Here is a 20,398-nt window from a genome sequence, read left to right on the forward strand (position 1 = left end):
TCCCTCCCCCTGAATACAGCAAACACCCTCACCTCGAACGGACTTGGCATGCGACGCCCCCTCATAGCCGGCGCCCTCCTCACCCCACTCGCCCTCCTGCTCGCCGCCTGCTCCGGCGCCTCCACCGCAAGCACCTCCACCGGCAGCGGCGGGGCCGGCGGTGGCACCGACGGGCAGGGCTCACTCACCCTCAACGTCGGCGACCAGAAGGGTGGTTCGGAGGCCGTACTGAGGGCGGCCGGTGAGCTCGACGACCTCGACTACAAGATTCGCTGGTCCACCTTCACCTCGGGGCCGCCGCTCCTCGAAGCCATCAACGCCAAGGCCGTGGACGTCGGCGGTGTCGGCAACACGCCACCCGTCTTCGCGGCCGGTGCCGACTCGAAGATCAAGGTGGTGTCCGCCAGCCACGGGACCGCCAAGGGCGACACGATCCTCGTTCCGAAGGGCTCGAAGCTGAAGAGCCCGGCCGGGCTCAAGGGCAGGTCGATCGCCGTGGCCCAGGGGTCCTCCGCGCACTACCAGCTCGTCGCCTCGCTCAAGAAGGTCGGGCTCGGCCTCAAGGACGTGAAGCTCAAGTATCTGCAACCGGCCGACGCACTGGCCGCGTTCACCGCGGGCAAGGTCGACGCGTGGGCCGTCTGGGACCCGTACACCTCGCAGGCGCTGCGCGCGAAGCTCGGCCGCGTACTCACCGACGGCGACGGGGTCACCAACGGGCTCGCCTTCCAGGTCGCCGCCCCCGGCGCCCTCGCCGACAAGAAGAAGTCGGCCGCCATCAAGGACTATCTCGACCGGCTGCGGCGTGCCCAGAACTGGGTCTACAAGCACCCGCAGGCGTGGGCGAAGGTGTGGGCCAAGGACACCGGACTGCCCTACGGGGCGGCGTACGACGCCGTGCGGCGGACGAACGGCACACGTGTCACGGTCGCCGTCGACAAGAACGTGATCGCCTCCGAGCAGCAGATCGCCGACGCCTTCACGCGGCTCAAGCTGATTCCACGCAAGGTCGACTTCTCGAAGTACGTCGACACACGCTTCAACGGCGAGCTGCCGCCCTCCACCACTGCTCCGCGCACGTACGGCAAGGAGTCCTGAACACATCAAGGTCCGTCCCGGGTCAGGACGTGAAGCGTACGAGCGGGAAGATCTCGCGCCCCGATGGAGTTAGTAGAAACGTGAACGACATCGGGGCACGAGACGAACGCGACGACACCTTCACGGCTCAGGCGCGCCCGGTCGACCGCGACGTCGACGTCGTGGTCATCGGCGCCGGTCAGGCCGGCCTCTCCGCCGCCTATCACCTGCGCCGCGTGGGCTTCGAGCCCGAGCGGGACTTCGTCGTCCTCGACCACGCGCCCCGCCCGGGCGGCGCCTGGCAGTTCCGGTGGCCCTCGCTCACGTACGGCAAGGTGCACGGCATGCACGCCCTCCCGGGCATGGAGCTGACCGGCGCCGATCCCGCGCGACCGTCCTCCGAGGTCGTTTCCGGTTACTTCACCTCGTACGAGGAGACCTTCGACCTGCGCGTTCGGCGGCCGGTCGACGTGCGGGCGGTGCGCGAGGGCGAGGGCGGGCGGCTGCTCGTCGAGACCTCGGACGGGGTGTGGTCGACGCGCGCCCTGATCAACGCGACGGGGACCTGGGACCGGCCGTTCTGGCCGCGCTACCCGGGGCAGGAGACCTTCCGCGGCCGCCAGCTGCACACCGCGCAGTACCAGGGGCCCGAGGAGTTCGCCGGCCTGCGGGTCGTGGTCGTGGGCGGCGGGGCCTCCGGGACGCAGCACCTGATGGAGATCGCTCCGTACGCCGCCTCGACGACCTGGGTGACGCGCCGACCGCCCGTCTTCCGCGAGGGCCCCTTCGGCGAGGAGCAGGGGCGGGCCGCCGTGGCCATGGTCGAGGAACGGGTACGCCAGGGGCTCGCGCCGCTGAGCGTCGTGTCGGTGACCGGGCTGCCGGTGAACGACGCGATCCGCGAAGCCCGCGCGAACGGTGTCCTCGACCGGCACCCCATGTTCGACCGGATCACTCCGACCGGCGTGGCCTGGGACGACGGGCAGGAGGTGGCGGCCGACGTGATCCTCTGGGCCACCGGCTTCCGGGCGTCCATCGAGCATCTGGCACCGCTGAAGCTGCGGGAGGCCGGCGGCGGGATCCGGATGGAGGGCACGCACGCGGCCCTCGATCCCCGGATCCACCTGGTGGGCTACGGGCCTTCGGCGAGCACCATCGGGGCGAACCGCGCGGGGCGGGCCGCGGTCCGCGACATCGAGCGACTGCTGGGGCGGCGGGCGCCGGTCGCGGTGTGAGGCGGTGCGGCGACGCGGCGGCGAGGCACGAAGAGGCGGCCCCCGTCAGCCGTCCTTCTTGGCCTTCGCCTGGTTCTTGTTGAACTCCGCCACGTTCTTCTCCTGCACGGACATGTCCGCGGTGAAGCGCGTGTCCCCCGGCTTGACCGTCACGAAGTACAGCCAGTCGCCCGCCGCGGGGCTCGTCGCCGCCTGCATCGCCTGCTCCCCCGGGTTGCCGATCGGAGTGGGCGGCAGCCCCTTGCGCGCGTAGGTGTTGTACGGGTTGTTGATCTTGGTGTCGTCGTGCGTGGTGTCCAGCGTGGAACGGCCGAGCGCGTAGTTGATGGTGGAGTCCATCTGCAGCGGCATGTCGTGGTCGAGCCGGTTGTATATGACGCGGGCGACCCTGCCCATGTCCTCCTTGTTGTCCGCCTCGGCCTGCACGATGCTCGCGATGATCACGCGCTGGTAGGGATTCACGGCGTTGCGCTCGGCTCCCGCGGTGGTGCCGCTGCCGCCGAACCTCTTGTTGGCCGTGTCGACCATGTACGAAAGGACCGACTGCGGGGTCGACCTGTCGTTCAAGGGATACGTCGCCGGGAAGAGGTACCCCTCGGCGTTGCCACCCGCGTCACCCGGCAGTTTGAGGTGCGCCTTGGACGCGGCCTTCTTCGTGGTGCCGGACGGGACGGCGAGCGCCTTGTCCACGGCCTCGTACACCTGGCCCGAACGCCAGCCCTCCGGAATGGTCAGCACCCGGCTCGAGTCGTCCCCACCCGCCAGTGCCAGCGGTACGGCGACGGCTGTTGCCGCCACGACGGCCCCGGTCACCGTCATGGCGACGCGTCCTCGGCGCGTGAGTCGCGTCGTGCTCCGTCGCGGAGTCTCGGTCTGCATGCCGGAACGGTAACCCGCGCGTCAGAACATCCCTGACATATCCCTGGCCTCCTCCACTCCCTCACGGTCTCTCTCCCCGCTGTTCGCGCCGATGTCATGGCGGACCGGGCATCGGACCTGGCACGACCGACCGGCACGGCCCTTGTCACACCTGTCACGCCTGTCACGCCGCCGCTTCCACGCGCGCGTCCCGTCGCACCAGCGCCGCGTATCGGCCCTGCTGGTCGAGCAGTTCCTCGTGCGTGCCGCGCTCGGCTATGCGCCCGCCGTCCAGGACCACGATCTGATCGGCGCCGCGGACGGTCGAGAGGCGGTGCGCGATCGTGAGCGTCGTGCGGTTGGCCGAGAGCGCGTCGATGGCCTCCTGCACGGCGTGCTCGGTGCGGGTGTCCAGCGCGCTGGTCGCCTCGTCGAGGATGAGCACCGGCGGGTCCCGCAGAATCGTGCGGGCGATGGCCAGGCGCTGCTTCTCGCCGCCGGAGAAGCGGTGACCGCGCTCGCCGACCACGGTGTCGTAACCGTCCGGCAGGGAGGCTATGTGCTCGTGGATCTGGGCCGCGCGGGCCGCCGCGTACAACTCCTCGTCGGTGGCGTCGGGCTTCGCGAACCGCAGGTTCTCGGCGACGGAGGCGTGGAAGAGGTACGTCTCCTGGGAGACCACGCCGATGGCGCGCGCGAGCGTGTCGAAGTCCAGGTCGCGTACGTCCACGCCGTCGAGCGTGACGCGGCCGCCCGTGACGTCGTACAGCCGCGGCACCAGATAGCTGAGCGTGGACTTGCCTGAGCCGGTGGGGCCGACGACGGCGAGACTGCCGCCCGCGGGGACGGTGAGGTCGATGCCGTCGAGGATCGGGGCCTGCCGCTCGTCGGCAGCGTCGTCTCCGTCGTAGCGGAACTCGACGTTCTCGAAACGGACCTCGCCCTTGACGGTGTCGAGGCGCACCGCGTCCTCCCGCTCGGTGATGTCGACCGGCAGGTCCAGGTACTCGAAGATGCGCTGGAACAGGGCGAGCGAGGTCTGGATCTGGACGCCGGTCTGCAGCAGGCTCACGGTCGGCCGGAACAGGCCCTGCTGGAGCGAGACGAAGGCGACGAGCGTGCCGATCGAGACGGTGGGGCCGCCGAAGTGCAGGGCGATTCCGGCCGCCCAGTAGATGACCGCGGGCATGGCGGCCATGACGATGCTGATGACGGCCATCCGCCAGCGCCCCGCCATGTTCGACCTGACCTCCAGGTCGACCAGCTCGTCCGACTCGTCGGCGAACGCCCGGGTGAGGGAGTCGGCGCGGCCCATGGTGCGGCCGAGCAGGATGCCGCTGACGGAGAGCGACTCGGTGACCGTGGCCGCCATCGCGGCCATCTGCTTCTGCCGCTGCGTGGCGATCTTCTTGCGCTCGCGGCCGACTCTGCGGCTGATCCACACGAAGACCGGCAGCAGAAGGAGCGAGACGATCGTCAGGCGCCAGTCGAGGGCGATCATCGCGACGACCGTGGCGACGACACTCGTCAGGTTCGAGACGAGGGACGTCGCCGTGGAGGTCACGGTCGCCTGCATGCCACCGATGTCGTTGGCGATGCGGGACTGGACCTCGCCGGTGCGGGTCCGGGTGAAGAAGGCGAGGGACATGCTCTGCAGCCGGCCGTAGACGGCCGTGCGCAGGTCGTGCATGACGCGCTGGCCGACCGTCGTCGAGATCAGGGTCTGCAGGACGCCGAACACGCTCGTCACGACGGCGCTGACGATCATGCCGAGGGCGAGCAGGCTGAGCAGCCCGGTGCGGCCCTGCGGGATGGCGACGTCGAGGATCTCCTTGAGCAGGAACGGCGTCGCGACCGTGACCAGCGAGGCGGCGCAGACCAGCAGGCCGACGAGGGCGAGCCGGGCGCGGTAGGGGCGGAACAGGGACAGGATGCGGCGGATCTGCCGCGGCTGGCCCGATGCCTTGGCATCGGGAGGTGGCGTCCAGGGAATCTCGGGGCTGCGCATGGGCCTCCTAGGCACTTCTGGGATTCGACTTCGAGGAGCTTAGTGCATTGTTACCTCTATTCACAATGCACGAGGTCCTGATAATGTTCCCGGCATGAAGACACCGGACGCCGACGGTTTCCTCGCCGAGCAGCTGCTGCGGCTGACCCGCCGCCTGCAGCGGATACAGCGCCGCCAGCTGGAGCCGGTCGGAATCACCCCCGCGCAGTCCCGGCTGCTGCGCACGCTCGTGCACTACGAGACGCCGCCGCGCATGGCCGATCTGGCCGAGCGCCTGGAGGTGGTCCCGCGCGCCGTGACGACGACGGTGGACGGCCTGGAGGCGGCCGATCTGGTGCGCCGCGCGCCGGATCCCACGAACCGCCGGGTCATCCGGATCGAGCTCACCGACAAGGGCCGGGCCGCTCTGCGGGAGCTGCGCAGCGCGCGCCGCGCGGCGGCAGAGGAGATCCTGGCCCCATTGGACAAGGAGCAGCGCGCGCAGTTGACGGTGCTGCTGAACACGCTGTTCGGGTCCCCGCACGACCGCGATTGCTGAGCTAGGAGAGGCCATGCCGCTGCTGGAGCCGAAGCCGGAAGCCCTGCGCCCCGGAGCCCGCGCGTCGGGGCCCGCGCCCGACCGGGTCCCGGACCGGCAGGCCGGTGGTACGCCCGAGCCGCTGCGCTCGGAGCTGACGGAACTGCTCGGCGCGGACAAGGTGCTCACCAAGATCTCGGATCTCGTGCGCTACGCGTCGGACGCCAGCCCGTACCGCTTCGTCCCGCAGGTCGTGGTGGTCGCCGAGGACATCGACGACGTGTCGGCGGTGCTCTCGTACGCGCACGGAAAGGGCCGCGAGGTCGTCTTCCGCGCGGCGGGCACGTCGCTGAACGGCCAGGCGCAGGGCGAGGACATCCTCGTCGACGTCCGCAAGTTCTGGGCGGGCATCAAGGTGCTCGGCGACGGCTCGAGCGCCCGGATCGGCCCGGGCACCACGATCGTGCGGGCGAACGCCACGCTCGCGCGGCACGGGCGCGTGCTCGGCCCGGACCCGGCGAGCGCGATCGCCTGCACGGTGGGCGGCGTGGTGGCGAACAACGCGTCGGGGATGACGGCGGGCACGACCCGGAACTCGTACAGGACGGTCTCCTCGCTGACCTGCGTGCTGCCGTCCGGCACGGTCGTGGACACGGGCGACCCGCGCGCGGACGAGGATCTCGCGCACGCCGAACCGGCGCTGTGCGAGGGCCTGTTGGCAATCAAGCGGGAGATCGAGCAGGACGCGGAGCTGACCCGCAGGATCCGCGCCAAGTACGAGATCAAGAACACGAACGGCTACCGTCTCGACGCCTTCCTCGACGGAGGGACGCCGGTGGAGATCCTGCGCGGCCTGATGGTGGGTTCGGAGGGCACCTTCGGGTTCATCTCCGAAGTCGTCTTCGACACCCTGCCGTTGGACCGGAGGGTGTCGACGGCGCTGCTGTTCTTCCCCTCCCTGCCCGCGGCCGCGGCGGCGGTGCCGGTCTTCAACGAGGCGGGCGCCCTGGCCGTGGAGCTGATGGACGGCAATACGCTGCGCGCCTCGGTCAGCGTGCAGGGCGTGCCGCAGGACTGGGCGGAGCTGCCCAAGGAGACGACGGCGCTGCTCGTGGAGTTCCGCGCCCCGGACGAGAGCGCGCAGGCCGCGTACGAGGAGGCGGCCGCGAGGGCCCTCGAAGGTCTCGAACTCGTGGCGCCCGTCGCCTCGGTGACCAATGGGTTCACGCGGGACGCGAAGACGATCGCGGGCTACTGGAAGGCTCGCAAGGCGTTCGTGACGGCGGTCGGCGGCTCGCGCCCCTCGGGCACGACGCTCATCACGGAGGACTTCGCGGTGCCGCCCTCGCGGCTCGCGGAGGCCTGCGAGGCGCTGCTCGAACTCCAGACGCGGCACGGCTTCGACGCCGCGGTCGCGGGCCACGCCGCGCACGGCAATCTGCACTTCCTGCTGGCGTTCGACGCGGGCGAGCCCGCGGACGTGGAGCGGTACGCGGCGTTCATGGACGAGTTCTGCCGCCTCACGGTCGACCGGTTCGACGGCTCCCTGAAGGCGGAGCACGCGACGGGCCGCAACATCGCCCCCTTCCTGGAGCTCGAATGGGGCCCCAGGGCCACGGAGTTGATGTGGCGCACGAAGCAGGTCATCGACCCGGACGGGGTGCTCGCGCCGCGCATCGTGCTCGACCGCGACCCGAAGGCGCATCTGCGGGGCCTCAAGACGATCCCGAAGGTGGAGCTGATCGCCGACCCGTGCATCGAGTGCGGCTTCTGCGAACCCACGTGCCCCAGTGAGGACCTGACGACCACGCCGCGCCAGCGGATCGTGCTGCGCCGCGAGATGATGCGCCAGCCGTCCGGCTCCCCGGTCGAGGACGAGCTGATCGACGCCTACGGGTACGACGCCGTGGACACCTGCGCCGGTGACTCCACATGCAAGCTGGCGTGCCCGGTCGGTATCGACACGGGGGCGTTCATGAAGGGCTTCCGGCATGCCCGGCACTCGCCGCGCGAGGAGCGGACGGCCGCGCTCGTCGCGAGGAACTTCAAGGCGGTGGAGGCCTCGGCCCGGCTCGCCGTTGCGGCGGCGGACAAGATCGGCGACCGCCTCCTGACGACCGTGACGGGCGCCGCGCGCAAGGCGATCCGGCCGGATCTGGTGCCCGAGTGGCTGCCCGAGGTACCTGCCGCGGCGGCCCGGAAACTACCGCGTACCGCGCGCGTGGGGGCCACGGCCGTCTACTACCCGGCGTGCGTGAACCGCATCTTCGGCACCCCCGGCGACGTATCGCTGCCTCAGGCCGTTGTCGCGGTCTCCGCGCGCGCGGGCAAGCCGGTGTGGATCCCGGACAACGTGGCGGGGACGTGCTGCGCCACCATCTGGCACTCCAAGGGCTACGACGAGGGCAACACGGTGATGGCGAACCGGATCGTCGAGTCGGCCTGGGCCTGGACCGGCGGCGGCCGGCTCCCCCTCGTGGTGGACGCCTCCTCGTGCACGCTGGGCATCGCGCACGAGGTGGTGCCGTATCTCACCGACGACAACCGGGAGTTGCACGCGGAGCTCACGATCGTGGACTCCCTCGTCTGGGCCGCGGAGGAGTTGCTGCCGAAGCTCACCATCGAGCGCACGATCGGCTCCGCCGTGCTGCATCCGACGTGCTCCATGGAACACCTGGGCGACGTGGCCCAGTTGAGAGCCGTCGCCGAGGCCTGCGCCGACGAGGTGGTGCTTCCGGACGACGCGGGCTGCTGCGGCTTCGCGGGCGACCGGGGCATGCTCCACAAGGAGCTGACCGAGTCCGCCACGGCGAAGGAGGCCGCGGAGGTGACATCGCGCGCGTACGACGCCCATCTGTCGGCGAACCGGATGTGCGAGGTCGGCATGGACCATGCGACGGGCCGCTCGTACTACTCGGTGCTGGTCGAGCTGGAGCGGGCCACGCGCCGCGGCGGCGCGGCCCGCGCGTGAGAGCGCGTCACATGCGTCCTCACACGAGCCCTCGCATGAGTCCCCTCATGTGTCCTCACATGAGTCCAAAGACCCGATGCCAGAAGTCCAACTACCCGTCCGATTAGACCTCTTGCGCCCCTGCTCTCACTCCCAGCAGGGTGGCTTGCGCTTGCTCCCGGCACCGCACCCACCCTGTTGGAGGTCCGATGCACGACAACGAGCGCAGCCCCCTCGACTCCCCCGAACCCGACGGCCGGTCCCGCCGCGACGTGTTGCGCACCGCGGGTGCCGCAGGCGCCGGACTCGGGCTCGTCGGGCTGGGTTCGGGCTCGCCCGCGCAGGCGGCGGAGGCATCCGGCGCGGCCGAGGCCACCACGGCGGCGGCGCCGGCCCGGCAGGGCGACACGATGATCGGCGTACCGTTCGAGCGGCGCTCCACGGTGAGGGTCGGCATCGTCGGCCTCGGCAACCGCGGCGGCAGCATGATCGACCTCTTCCTGGCGATCCCGGGAGTCCAGGTCGTCGCCCTGTGCGACCCGGTCAAGGACAAGACCGCCAAGGCGGCGGCGAAGGTGACGGCGGCGGGGCAGCCCGCGCCCGCCTCCTACGTCAAGGGCGATCACGACTTCGAGAACCTGTGCAAGCGCGGGGACATCGACTTCGTGTACGTGGCGACGCCGTGGGACTGGCACTTCGAGATGGCGAAGACGGCGATGCTGAACGGCAAGCACGTCGGCGTCGAATGTCCCATCGCACTCCAGCTCGACCAGCTGTGGGAGCTGGTGAACCTGTCCGAGCGCACCCGAAGACACTGCATGCAGCTGGAGAACTGCTGCTACGGGCGCAACGAGATGCGCGTCCTGCGGATGGCCCACGCGGGCAAGTTCGGTGAGCTGCTGCACGGCGCCGGCGCGTACAACCACGACCTGCGCGGCCTGATGTTCGACCCGGACTACTACGAGGGCCCGTGGCGCCGCCTGTGGCACACACGGCTGCGCGGCGACCTGTACCCGAACCACGGCTTCGGCCCGGTCGCGAACTACATGAACATCAACCGCGGCGACCGCGTCACCCACATCTCCAGCTTCGGCACCCCCGCCCTCGGCCTCGCCGAGTACCGCGAGGCGCACATGCCCAAGGGCGACCCGAGCTGGAAGGAGACGTACATCGAGTCGGACCGCACGATCAGCCTGGTCCAGACGGCGAAGGGCCGGGTGATCCGCCTGGAGCACGATGTCAGCACCCCGCACCCGTACTCGCGGATCAACCAACTCGGCGGGACGAAGGGCGTGTTCGAGGACTATCCGGCGCGGATCTACATCGAGCCCGACCACACCGACGACGCCTGGGGCGACTTCGCGAAGTACGCCGACTGGGACCACTGGCTGTGGAAGGAGCACGCGAACCCGCCGGGCGGGCACGGCGGCATGGACTACATCATGGTGTTCCGCCTGATGCAGACGATGCGCCTCGGGCTGGTGCCCGACTTCGATGTGTACGACGCCGCCACCTGGACCTCACCGGTTCCGCTGAGCCACCTCTCGATCAAGGCGAAGGGCGCGCCGCAGCAGATCCCCGACTTCACGCGCGGTGGATGGCGCAAGGAGCGCGGCGGTGTCGACTCGGAGAAGCCGAGCGAGACCTGAGCACGGGCACGCAGGGCGGCGGCGCCCCGTGCGGGGGCGCCGACGCCCGGCGTGCGTCACGCCTTGAGCTCGGCCTTGTCGCCCATCACGACCACCGGGTGCTGCTTCGGGTCGAGCGTCTTGAGCAGGTACTCCATGTCGCCCTTCGACTGGCTCACGCAGCCCGAGGTGCCGCTGCCGTGGTCCATGTGCAGCCAGATGCTGCCGCCCTTGGACTGGCCCTGCGGCCGGGTCGGGTCGTTGGGCGGGGTGCCCTTGGCGCGGTTGTAGTCGATGGCGATGACGTAGTCGAAGTCGTGCCAGTGCGACTTCGCCCAGTAGTGCGGGGCCTGGATCGACGCCGTCTGCGTGTACGGCAGCTTCGCTCCCGGGTCGGCGAGCACGCCGCCCGCGTCACTGAGCGTGAAGACTCCGACGGGGCTGCGCTTGTCGCCCTCGTGGTGGCTGGTCGTCCAGCCCTTCTTGCCGTTGTGCCCCGACCAGCCGCGCTGCTTCTTCCAGGTGTCGCCGGACTTGGTGAACAGGGCGATGCTGGCGCCCGCGGCGTCCTTGTCGTCGCCGTACACGGCGACGACCTGCCGGGCGTTCGCCGGGATCTGCTTCTGGTAGCGGTCTCCCACGCCCGGGATGCGCTTGAGGTCCGCCGCGCGCGCCTCGGCGCCCTTGGACGCTCCGCCCGACGCCTCCGCGCCGCCCGTGCTCTTCTTCCCGCCGTCGCCGCTGTCGGCGCCGCAGGCGGCCACCGTCGTCAGCAGCACACCGCAGGCCGCCATCGCGACGCCCGCCCTGATCGCACCCGCACTCCGCATGCGTTCCATGGTCGCACCACCGGCCGGAAACCACGGGACCGACTCCGATCGCGGCGAACGATCCGGTCCGTTTCTTTGCCCACAGCCGGAAAACCGTTTGCCTCGGCTCGGCACGGGACGCGAACCTTTCACGGTTTGCTGCCGTTGAGTCCGCTTCTTCGATCCACCCCGCTTCGAGCCCTGGGACGTCATGCAGATCTCCGACCTTCCGTATCCAGACCCGGGTGTGCCGGACGCACGCTCGGGCCCCCGGTTCCTGCTCTGGCTCGGCCGGAACCAGCTCGGTGGACAGGCCAAGTCCCTTGCCTGGGGCCTGATCCACTTCGTCTCCGTCGCCGGCCTCGCGTACGGCGTCGGCTACGCGGTGCAGGCGGTCGTCGACCGCTCCGGCTCCGGTCTCGCCAAGGCCGGCGCGCTGATCGTGCTGCTCGGCATCGGCGTCGCGGTCGGCGACACGATGCTGCACCGCACGGCGGTCACGAACTGGATCACCGCCGCCGCCCGCGTCCAGCAACTGCTCGCCCGCAAGACCGCGACGCTGGGCGCCGCGCTGACCCGCCGGGTCGCCGCGGGCGAGGTCGTCGCCGTGTCCACCGGTGACGTGGAGAAGATCGGCTGGTTCGTCGAGGCGCTCTCCCGCTTCGCCGCCGCCGCGCTCACCGTCGTCATCGCCGCCATCGGCCTCCTGATCTACCAGCCCGCCCTTGGCATCGTCGTCGCGCTGGGCATGCCGGTGCTGGCCCTCGCCGTCCTGCCCCTGCTCCCCCGCGCCACGCGGCGCGCGGACCACCAGCGCGAGAAGGCGGGGCACGCCACTGAACTCGCCTCGGACACCGTCGCGGGCCTGCGCGTGCTGCGCGGCATCGGCGGCGAGGAGCTGTTCCTCGACCGCTACCGCCGCGCCTCGCAGGACGTGCGCCGGGCCGCCGTGCGCAGCGCGCGCATGTGGGCGCTGATCTCCGCGATCCAGGTCCTCCTTCCGGGGCTGCTGACGATCGCCCTCGTCTGGTACGGGGTCCATCTCGCGCGCGAGGGCCGGATCACCGTCGGTGAACTGGTCACCGTCTACAGCGGGGTGATGCTCCTCAATTACCCGCTGCGCCACTTCGAAGAGATCGCCATGGCCTACTCGTTCTCCCGGCCGTCCGCGCAGCGCGCCTCCCGAGTGCTGTCGTTGGAGCGCGTCACGGAACCGGACGGCGGGCTGCGCGAGGCGAAGGCGCCGGCCGGCGACCTGTACGACCCGGCGACCGGCGTGCTGGCGCCCGCGGGGTGGCTCACCGCCGTGGTCTGCGGCGACCCGGACCTGGCGGGGCGTCTCGCCGACCGGCTCGGCGGGCACCCCGCTTCCGCCGCCGACGACGGCGCGGAGGAACCGGCGCCGTCCGTCCTCCTCGACGGCGTGCCGCTCGACGAGCTGCCGCTGGATGTCGCGCGCACGACCGTGCTCGTCCAGGACAAGGACCCGGTGCTGCTCTCCGGCACCCTCGCCGAACTCCTCGACGTTCCGGCCTCCGGTGGTGTCTCGCCCACCGAGGCGCTGGCCGCCGCCCAGTGCTCCGACGTTCTGGACGCCCTCACGCAGGGCGCCCCGGACGAGGACCCGATGACCGCCCGCATCACCGAACGCGGCCGGTCCCTCTCCGGCGGCCAGCGCCAGCGCCTCGCTCTGGCCCGCTCGCTGGTCACCGACCCGGAGACGCTGGTGCTCGACGAGCCGACGTCCGCCGTCGACTCGCACACCGAGGCCCGGATCGCCCAGGGCGTGCGCGCGCTGCGCGGCGGTCGCACGACCGTCGTACTGACCTCGTCGCCGCTGGTCCTGGACCGCGCCGACCGCGTGGTGTTCGTCCACGAGGGGACGGTCGCCGCGGTCGGCGAGCACCGCGAACTGGTGCGCACCGAGCCCCGGTACCGCGCGGTCGTCACCCGCGAGACCGACGAGGAGAAGTCCTCCCCCGGCGCCGGGGTCAGCGCCGGAACCGATATCGAGATCGACATCGAGGAGACGGCATGATCGGCGTAGCGCCCCCGGCCTACGACCCGGCGGCTCCCACCACGGCGCACACTCTGCCGGTCGGCGCCCCGGCCACGGTCCGCGCCTATGTGCGCGAGCTGTACCAGCGCCACCGGCGCGAGTTCCTCCTGCTCATCGGCGTGAACACGGTCGCCGTCATCGCGTCGATGGTCGGCCCTTATCTGCTCGGCGGGCTGATCCAGGACGTCTCCGAGGACCCGGGCGGCGTCCGCTCGCTCGAAGGGCCCCAACTGGCGCGCACCATCGGCCTGTTCGCCCTGGCCCTGGTGGTCCAGGCCGTGTTCATCCGGCAGGTGCGGCTGCGCGGGGCGATGCTCGGGGAGCGGATGCTGGCGGATCTGCGGGAGGACTTCCTCGTGCGGTCCGTGGGCCTGCCGCCCGGCGTCCTGGAGCGGGCCGGCACGGGGGACCTGCTGTCCCGGATCACCACGGACATCGACCGGCTCGCGAACGCGATGCGGGAGGCCGTGCCCCAGCTGTCCATCGGGGTCGTGTGGGCGGCGCTGCTCGTCGGGGGGCTCGCGGTGACCGCGCCGCCGCTGGCGCCCGCGCTGCTCATCGCGGTGCCCGTCCTGGTGCTCGGCTGCCGCTGGTACTTCAAGCGGGCGCCGTCCGCGTACCGCTCGGAGGCCGCCGGGTACGCGGCCGTCGCCGCCGCGCTCGCCGAGACCGTGGACGCCGGGCGCACCATCGAGGCGCACCGGCTCGGCGACCGCCGCATCGAGCTGTCGGAGCGGCGGGTCCGAGAGTGGACCGCATGGGAGCGCTACACCCTCTACCTGCGCTCCGTGCTCTTCCCGGTGATCAACACCGTGCACGTCCTCGTGCTGCTGTCGGTGCTGATGGTCGGCGGTGTCTTCGTCCTCCAGGGCTGGATCGGCGTGGGGCAGCTGACCACGAGTGCGCTCATCGCGCAGATGCTGGTGGATCCGCTCGGCCTGATCCTGCGCTGGTACGACGAGCTTCAGGTCGCCCAGGTGTCCCTCGCCCGGCTCGTGGGTGTGCGGGACATCGAGCCGGATGCGGGCGACGCCTCCGTGCGGCCCGACGGCCGTGATGTCCAGGCGGACGCGGTGCACTTCGGCTACCGCGAGGGCGTAGACGTGCTGCGCAAGGTGTCCCTTGAGGTCGAGCCGGGCACGCGGCTCGCCCTGGTCGGCCCCTCGGGAGCGGGCAAGTCGACGCTCGGGCGACTGCTCGCCGGGATCTACGCACCGCGTACCGGGCAGGTCACGCTGGGCGGCGCGGAACTGTCCCGGATGCAGGCCGAGCGGGTGCGCTCGCATGTGGCCCTGGTCAACCAGGAGCACCACGTCTTCGTGGGCTCCCTGCGCGACAACCTCCGGCTGGCCCGCACCGGCGCCGAGGACGCGGAGCTGTGGGCCGCCCTGGGCGCGGTCGACGCCGACGGGTGGGCCGGGGCTCTCGCCGACGGCCTCGACACGGACGTCGGCTCGGGCGGGGTCGCCCTCACCCCGGCGCAGGCCCAGCAGATCGCGCTGGCCCGGCTCGTCCTGGCCGACCCGCACACGCTGGTCCTGGACGAGGCGACCTCGCTGCTCGACCCGCGGGCGGCCCGCAACCTGGAGCGCTCGCTCGGCCGGGTACTCGACGGCCGCACGGTCGTGGCCATCGCGCACCGGCTGCACACCGCGCACGACGCGGACGTGATCGCGGTGGTCGAGGACGGCCGGATCCGCGAACTCGGCAGCCACGACGAGCTGGTCGCGGCCGACGGCGCGTACGCGGCGCTGTGGCGGTCCTGGCACGGCTGACGTGCCGATGGCGGCGGTCGGGAGCCCTCTGTTCGGGGCGGCTTCCGGCCGGCGTCGCCTCAGTAGCCGTTGCCACCAGTGTCGTTGTCCTCGGTGCCCCCGGGTGCCGCCTTCTTGATCGCATTGCCGTGGGCGTCGACGACGTACCAGATCTGGTCGATGCCCTGCCCGTTCGTGTCCCCCGCCTTGTGGTCGTCGGCGTAGTAGTACAGCGGGTGTCCGGCGTACGTCGCCTGCGCCGTGCCGCTCCCCTTCGTCGTGGCGATGAGGTCCGCCCGGACCCCGGCGCCCGCCTTCGGCCTGCCCTCCATGTGCGGCCATTCCTTGACGCACTCCGCGTCGCACTTCATGGAGTTGCTGTTCTTCCCGTCGCTGGTGAACAGGTACAGCGTGCGTCCCTTGCCGTCGACGAGGATCTTGCCCATCGGTGAGTCGCTCGTACGCAGCGTGGAGGCGTCCTTGGCCGCGGGCGTGCCGCCGTCCGAGCCTCCGCCACCACCTCCGCAGCCCGCCAGTCCGAGGGCCGCCACGAGCGCGAAGCCGGCCATGCCGATCCTGAGGTTCTTCATGATCATGCCGTCCCTTCTCGTGCAGGTTGTACGAACCGGGGACGCCGATGGATTGCGCCACCCGACGGAACACGGACGTCGCGTGCAATCCCTTCACCTCTCTCGTACGTATAAGGGGGCGTGGAACTGTTCTCGCGGGCGGATCGCGCCGACGACGCCTCGCTCGTCGCCGGGTTCGCCCTGGGCGACGAGCAGGCGGCCGTCGCCTTCGTACGCCGCTTCCAGGACGCGGTGTACGGCCTCGCGCTGTCGGTCACCCGTGACTCCGCGCTGGCCGAGGACGTGAGCCAGGAGGTGTTCGTCCGGGCCTGGCGGGCCGCGGGCAGCTACGACGCCCGCCGCGCCTCGGCCCTGACCTGGCTGCTCACCATCACGCGCAACGCAGCCATCGACGCCGTACGCGCCCGCAGGCCCGTGCCCGTGCTGGCCGAGACGCTGGAGCGGCTGCTCGATGTGACGCTGCAGAGCGAGAGCACGGAGCGCCTCGCCCTGGTCTCGCTCGAGAGCGACCGCGCCGTCCGCCGGCTGCGCGCGCTCCCCGTCGAGCAGGCGCGCGCGGTCGCCCTGGCGGTGCTCGGCGGGTGCACGGCGCAGGAGGTGGGCCGGCACGAGGACATCCCGCTCGGTACCGCCAAGACCCGGATCCGGACCGGCCTGCGAAGGCTGCGTGAGGCGTCGAAGGAGGAGAGCAGCGATGGCACGCCACCCCGATGAGGACGAGCTGGTCGCTCTTGCCCTCGGCACCCTCTCCGGTGGGCAGGACGAACTGCTGCGCCACCTCTCCCAGTGCACGACCTGCCGCTCCGTGTACGACGACCTGTCCGCGGCGGTCGACAGCGTGCTGCCCGCGGCGCCCGCGCTCGCCGCCCCGGCGGGGTTCGACGCGCGGGTCCTGGAACGCCTCGACGTGCACCGGCCCGCGCGGCGCCGCGCGCTGCGACCGGCCCTGCTCGTCGGGGCGGCCGTGCTCGCCGGCGTGTGCGCGGGAGGCGTCGGCGGCACGGTCCTCGGCCACCTGGGCCGCGGGAATCCGCCCGCGGTCACGGCGAGCGAGCACGGGGCGACGCTCGTCACCCGGTCCGGCACGACGGTGGGCACGGTCGAGCCCAGCCGCGTGGGTGACCGGCAGGTGGTCGTCATGCAGATCGCGGACGGTGGCCCCGGCGGCTACTACACATGCCGGCTCCTGCTGAAGGACGGCTCCGTCCGCGACGCGGGCCACTGGTGGCTGTCGTCGTCCGGGCGAGCCACCTGGATCGCCCAGGGGTCGGCGGGCTCGATCGACCGGGTCGACCTGGTGGACGACACGGGCCGGGTGTGGTCGTCCGCGGACCTGGGCGGCTGATGCCGGCCCTGGGGCGGGCCGGCCCGCGGTCAGATGAAGTTCAGCGCGGCCGCGCACCCCACGCCGCCGGCCAGCATGAACACCGGCATGAGCACCTTCAGCTCGATCCAGCTGCCGGCCCGGAACCGCATCGGCTTCGGCGGCCCGATCGGGAACCAGCGCTTGTGGCCGATCGGGATGGGCCACAGGATCGGGCAGCCCGAGACGGTGAGCGCGTCCCCGATGTCGTGCACCAGCGCGCCCAGCACGATCGGCAGGCCCAGCCACAGGTACTCCTGGCCGGGGTCCGTGAACAGCCAGTCCGAGCCGTTGCCCGGCTGGTCCAGGATGCCCGCGAGGATCCATGCGCTGGTCGCCGCGAGCAGCCACACGAGGAGGTCGCTGCTGTGCCCGCGGGCCGCCCGCCACAGCAGGCCCTCGATGGCGAGCACCATGTGCACGAAGAGGATCCCGAGGACGGCCCAACGGCCACCGAAGATCGCCAGGGCCGAGGTGCCCGCCCCGATGAGGACCGCCCACACCCACGTGTGGGTGAGCGTGCGGTGACCGCCCGAGCGCCGGGGGTCGCCCTTCATCCGCGTCGCCTTGTAGACGCCGTACGAGAGCTTGTCGACGATCTCGCACAGGCCCCGGGAGATGGGTCCGAAGGCGCCCGAGATGGTCGCCGACTTGTGGTCGAGGTCCGGGGCGAGCGCGGCGCCCGCGCAGATCAGCGCTCCGACGAGGAGGACCGGCCATGGCATCGGGTACCCGGCTGCCGTCGTCGCCGCCCCCACCCCCAGCCAGGCCGCCGCTCCTGACAGCGAGTGTGCCGGTCCCATCATGGCTGTGATCCGCCCCTGTTTCTGTTGTGCCGGCCGCGCGCGATGTACCGACATGTCCCGTGTTGCTGCGCCGAGTTGCCCCGTGAGGGCCGCGCGCGTGCTGACGCCCCGTCGGCGACCCAGCGTAGCCTTCGTGATCTTCGCCCGGACATCCGATTGCCGGATCGAGCCGGAAGGCAGGCAAGATGGTGCCGTGACCCTTATCGATCAGCTCCCGAAGACCGCCGACCCGGACGCCCTCTATGACGCCTTCGAGTCGTGGGCCGAGGAGCGTGGGCTCACCCTCTATCCCCACCAGGAGGAGGCGCTGATCGAGGTGGTGTCGGGCGCGAACGTGATCGTTTCCACGCCCACCGGGTCCGGCAAGTCCATGATCGCCGCAGGTGCGCACTTCGCCGCGCTGGCGCGGGACGAGGTCACCTTCTACACGGCACCGATCAAGGCGCTGGTGTCCGAGAAGTTCTTCGAGCTGTGCAAGCTCTTCGGTACGGAGAACGTCGGCATGCTGACCGGCGACGCCTCCGTGAACGCGGACGCGCCCGTCATCTGCTGCACCGCCGAGGTCCTCGCGTCCATCGCGCTGCGCGACGGCGCGCAGGCCGACATCGGCCAGGTCGTGATGGACGAGTTCCACTTCTACGCGGAGGGGGACCGCGGCTGGGCCTGGCAGATTCCGCTGCTCGAGCTGCCCCAGGCACAGTTCATCCTGATGTCGGCGACGCTCGGCGACGTCTCCATGTTCGAGAAGGACCTCACGCGCCGCACCGGCAGGACCACGTCGGTGGTCCGCTCGGCGACGCGCCCCGTCCCGCTCTCGTACGAGTACCGGCTCACGCCGATCACCGAGACGCTCACCGAGCTTCTCGAGACGAAGCAGGCGCCCGTCTACATCGTGCACTTCACGCAGGCACAGGCCGTCGAGCGCGCGCAGTCGCTGATGAGCATCAACATGTGCACGCGCGCGGAGAAGGACCAGATCGCCGAGCTGATCGGCAACTTCCGGTTCACCACCAAGTTCGGCCGCAACCTGTCCCGTTACGTACGCCATGGCATCGGCGTGCACCACGCCGGCATGCTGCCGAAGTACCGCCGTCTGGTGGAGAAGCTGGCCCAGGCGGGCCTGTTGAAGGTCATCTGCGGCACCGACACCCTCGGCGTCGGTGTCAACGTGCCGATCCGTACCGTGCTGTTCACGGCCCTCACCAAGTACGACGGCACGCGGGTGCGGACGCTGCGCGCGCGGGAGTTCCACCAGATCGCCGGACGCGCGGGACGCGCCGGGTTCGACACGGCCGGCCTCGTCGTGGCGCAGGCGCCCGAGCACGTCATCGAGAACGAGAAGGCCCTCGCGAAGGCGGGCGACGACGCCAAGAAGCGCCGTAAGGTCGTCCGCAAGAAGGCTCCGGAGGGCTTCGTCGCCTGGACGGAGAACACCTTCGAGAAGCTGATCGGCTCCGACCCCGAGCCTCTCACCTCGCGCTTCCGCGTCACGCACACGATGCTCCTGTCGGTCATCGCCCGCCCGGGCAACGCCTTCGACGCGATGCGGCACCTCCTCGAGGACAACCACGAGCCGCGCAGGGCGCAGCTGCGGCACATCCGCCGGGCCATCGCGATCTACCGCTCGCTCCTGGACGGCGGCATCGTCGAGAAGCTGGACACACCGGATCCGACCGGCCGCATCGTGCGCCTGACCGTCGATCTGCAGCAGGACTTCGCGCTGAACCAGCCGCTGTCGACATTCGCCCTCGCCGCGTTCGACCTGCTGGACAAGGAGTCGCCCTCGTACGCCCTGGACATGGTGTCCGTCGTGGAGTCCACGCTCGACGACCCGCGGCAGATCCTGCACGCCCAGCAGAACAAGGCGCGCGGCGAGGCCGTCGCGCTGATGAAGGCGGACGGGGTCGAGTACGAGGACCGGATGGAGCGCCTCCAGGACATCTCGTACCCGAAGCCCATGGAGGAGCTGCTCTTCCACGCCTACGACACGTACCGGCAGAGCCACCCGTGGGTCGGCGACCATCCGCTGTCGCCGAAGTCCGTGATCCGCGACATGTACGAACGCGCCATGACGTTCACGGAGTTCGTGTCCTTGTACGAGCTCGCCCGTACCGAGGGCATCGTCCTGCGCTACCTGGCGAGCGCGTACAAGACGCTCGACCACACGGTGCCCGACGACCTGAAGTCGGAGGACCTGGAGGACCTGATCGCCTGGCTCGGCGAGATGGTGCGCCAGGTCGACTCCAGCCTCCTGGACGAGTGGGAGCAGCTCGCCAACCCGGGCGAGATGACCGCCGAGGAGGCCCAGGAGAAGGCCGACCAGGTCAAGCCGGTCACGACGAACGCCCGCGCCTTCCGGGTCCTCGTCCGCAACGCCATGTTCCGCCGCGTGGAACTCGCGGCGCTCGACAACGTCGAGGAGCTCGGCGAGATGGACGCGGACGCGGGGTGGGACGCGGACGCCTGGGGCGACGCGATGGACAAGTACTGGGACGAGTACGAGGACCTTGGTACAGGCCCCGACGCGCGCGGCCCCAAGCTGCTCATGATCGAGGAAGATCCGGAGCACGGGCTGTGGAAGGTGCGCCAGACCTTCGCGGACCCGAACGGCGACCACGACTGGGGCATCAGTGCCGAGGTCGACCTCGCGGCGTCCGATGCCGAGGGCCGTGCCGTCGTCCGGGTCACGGACGTCGGTCAGTTGTAGATCCGAGGACGGCCGGCCGGTAGATTCCGGCCGCGCC

At 71.0% G+C, this 20,398-nt stretch carries 15 protein-coding genes; 10 read left to right on the forward strand and 5 right to left on the reverse strand.

Annotated features, from left to right (window positions below):
- Positions 1–48 precede the first annotated feature (48 nt).
- Positions 49–1,098, forward strand: a complete 1,050-nt coding sequence (locus ACZ7L4_RS39260; RefSeq protein ID WP_472109859.1) for an ABC transporter substrate-binding protein — start codon at positions 49–51, stop codon at positions 1,096–1,098.
- Positions 1,099–1,187: 89 nt separating this feature from the next.
- Positions 1,188–2,312: an NAD(P)-binding domain-containing protein gene (locus tag ACZ7L4_RS39265; RefSeq protein WP_472110020.1), complete on the forward strand. Its 1,125-nt coding sequence runs from the start codon at positions 1,188–1,190 to the stop codon at positions 2,310–2,312.
- 45 nt (positions 2,313–2,357) lie between these two features.
- On the opposite strand, the gene mltG is transcribed toward ACZ7L4_RS39265, so the two are convergent.
- Both mltG and ACZ7L4_RS39275 read right to left on the reverse strand, forming a co-directional pair.
- Positions 2,358–3,191: an endolytic transglycosylase MltG gene (gene mltG, locus ACZ7L4_RS39270; RefSeq protein ID WP_472109860.1), complete on the reverse strand. Its 834-nt coding sequence runs from the start codon at positions 3,189–3,191 to the stop codon at positions 2,358–2,360.
- Between the two features lie 163 nt (positions 3,192–3,354).
- Positions 3,355–5,178, reverse strand: a complete 1,824-nt coding sequence (locus ACZ7L4_RS39275; RefSeq protein WP_472109861.1) for an ABC transporter ATP-binding protein — start codon at positions 5,176–5,178, stop codon at positions 3,355–3,357.
- A gap of 94 nt (positions 5,179–5,272) precedes the next feature.
- Here ACZ7L4_RS39275 and ACZ7L4_RS39280 point away from each other — a divergent pair, with 94 nt between their 5' ends.
- From ACZ7L4_RS39280 to ACZ7L4_RS39290, 3 genes are all read left to right on the forward strand, one after another.
- The gene (locus ACZ7L4_RS39280; RefSeq protein WP_385769052.1) at positions 5,273–5,716 is read left to right on the forward strand and encodes a MarR family winged helix-turn-helix transcriptional regulator; all 444 of its coding nucleotides are present in this window, start codon (positions 5,273–5,275) and stop codon (positions 5,714–5,716) included.
- Between the two features lie 13 nt (positions 5,717–5,729).
- Positions 5,730–8,666, forward strand: a complete 2,937-nt coding sequence (locus ACZ7L4_RS39285) for an FAD-binding and (Fe-S)-binding domain-containing protein (RefSeq protein WP_472109862.1) — start codon at positions 5,730–5,732, stop codon at positions 8,664–8,666.
- A gap of 188 nt (positions 8,667–8,854) precedes the next feature.
- A complete protein-coding gene (locus ACZ7L4_RS39290; protein WP_472109863.1) occupies positions 8,855–10,294 on the forward strand; it encodes a Gfo/Idh/MocA family protein in 1,440 nt (479 codons plus the stop codon).
- Between the two features lie 56 nt (positions 10,295–10,350).
- Here ACZ7L4_RS39290 and ACZ7L4_RS39295 read toward each other — a convergent pair whose 3' ends face one another.
- A complete protein-coding gene (locus ACZ7L4_RS39295; protein ID WP_472109864.1) occupies positions 10,351–11,103 on the reverse strand; it encodes a L,D-transpeptidase family protein in 753 nt (250 codons plus the stop codon).
- A gap of 190 nt (positions 11,104–11,293) precedes the next feature.
- Between ACZ7L4_RS39295 and ACZ7L4_RS39300 the strand changes: the two genes are divergently transcribed.
- Together ACZ7L4_RS39300 and ACZ7L4_RS39305 are read left to right on the forward strand one after the other, a co-directional pair.
- On the forward strand, positions 11,294–13,120 hold the full coding sequence (locus ACZ7L4_RS39300) for an ABC transporter transmembrane domain-containing protein (protein WP_472109865.1): 1,827 nt from the start codon (positions 11,294–11,296) through the stop codon (positions 13,118–13,120).
- Positions 13,117–14,916 (forward strand): ABC transporter ATP-binding protein, encoded by a 1,800-nt coding sequence (locus ACZ7L4_RS39305; protein WP_472109866.1) that lies wholly within the window; start codon positions 13,117–13,119, stop codon positions 14,914–14,916. The genes ACZ7L4_RS39300 and ACZ7L4_RS39305 overlap by 4 nt, the downstream gene beginning before the upstream one ends.
- Before the next feature lie 59 nt (positions 14,917–14,975).
- Here the strand turns inward: ACZ7L4_RS39305 and ACZ7L4_RS39310 are convergent, their stop codons facing one another.
- Positions 14,976–15,491, reverse strand: coding sequence for a COG4315 family predicted lipoprotein (locus ACZ7L4_RS39310; RefSeq protein ID WP_472109867.1), 516 nt, complete (start codon positions 15,489–15,491; stop codon positions 14,976–14,978).
- Between the two features lie 114 nt (positions 15,492–15,605).
- On the opposite strand from ACZ7L4_RS39310, the gene ACZ7L4_RS39315 reads away from it, so the two are divergent.
- On the forward strand, positions 15,606–16,199 hold the full coding sequence (locus tag ACZ7L4_RS39315) for an RNA polymerase sigma factor (protein WP_450813167.1): 594 nt from the start codon (positions 15,606–15,608) through the stop codon (positions 16,197–16,199).
- Positions 16,180–16,830 (forward strand): anti-sigma factor, encoded by a 651-nt coding sequence (locus tag ACZ7L4_RS39320; RefSeq protein WP_472109868.1) that lies wholly within the window; start codon positions 16,180–16,182, stop codon positions 16,828–16,830. The genes ACZ7L4_RS39315 and ACZ7L4_RS39320 overlap by 20 nt, the downstream gene beginning before the upstream one ends.
- A 29-nt stretch (positions 16,831–16,859) precedes the next feature.
- On the opposite strand, the gene ACZ7L4_RS39325 is transcribed toward ACZ7L4_RS39320, so the two are convergent.
- Positions 16,860–17,654, reverse strand: coding sequence for a metal-dependent hydrolase (locus tag ACZ7L4_RS39325; RefSeq protein WP_422405856.1), 795 nt, complete (start codon positions 17,652–17,654; stop codon positions 16,860–16,862).
- Between the two features lie 193 nt (positions 17,655–17,847).
- Between ACZ7L4_RS39325 and ACZ7L4_RS39330 the strand changes: the two genes are divergently transcribed.
- Positions 17,848–20,361, forward strand: coding sequence for a DEAD/DEAH box helicase (locus tag ACZ7L4_RS39330; RefSeq protein ID WP_472109869.1), 2,514 nt, complete (start codon positions 17,848–17,850; stop codon positions 20,359–20,361).
- Positions 20,362–20,398 lie beyond the last annotated feature (37 nt).

This window comes from Streptomyces sp. NPDC107575, from assembly GCF_055657265.1.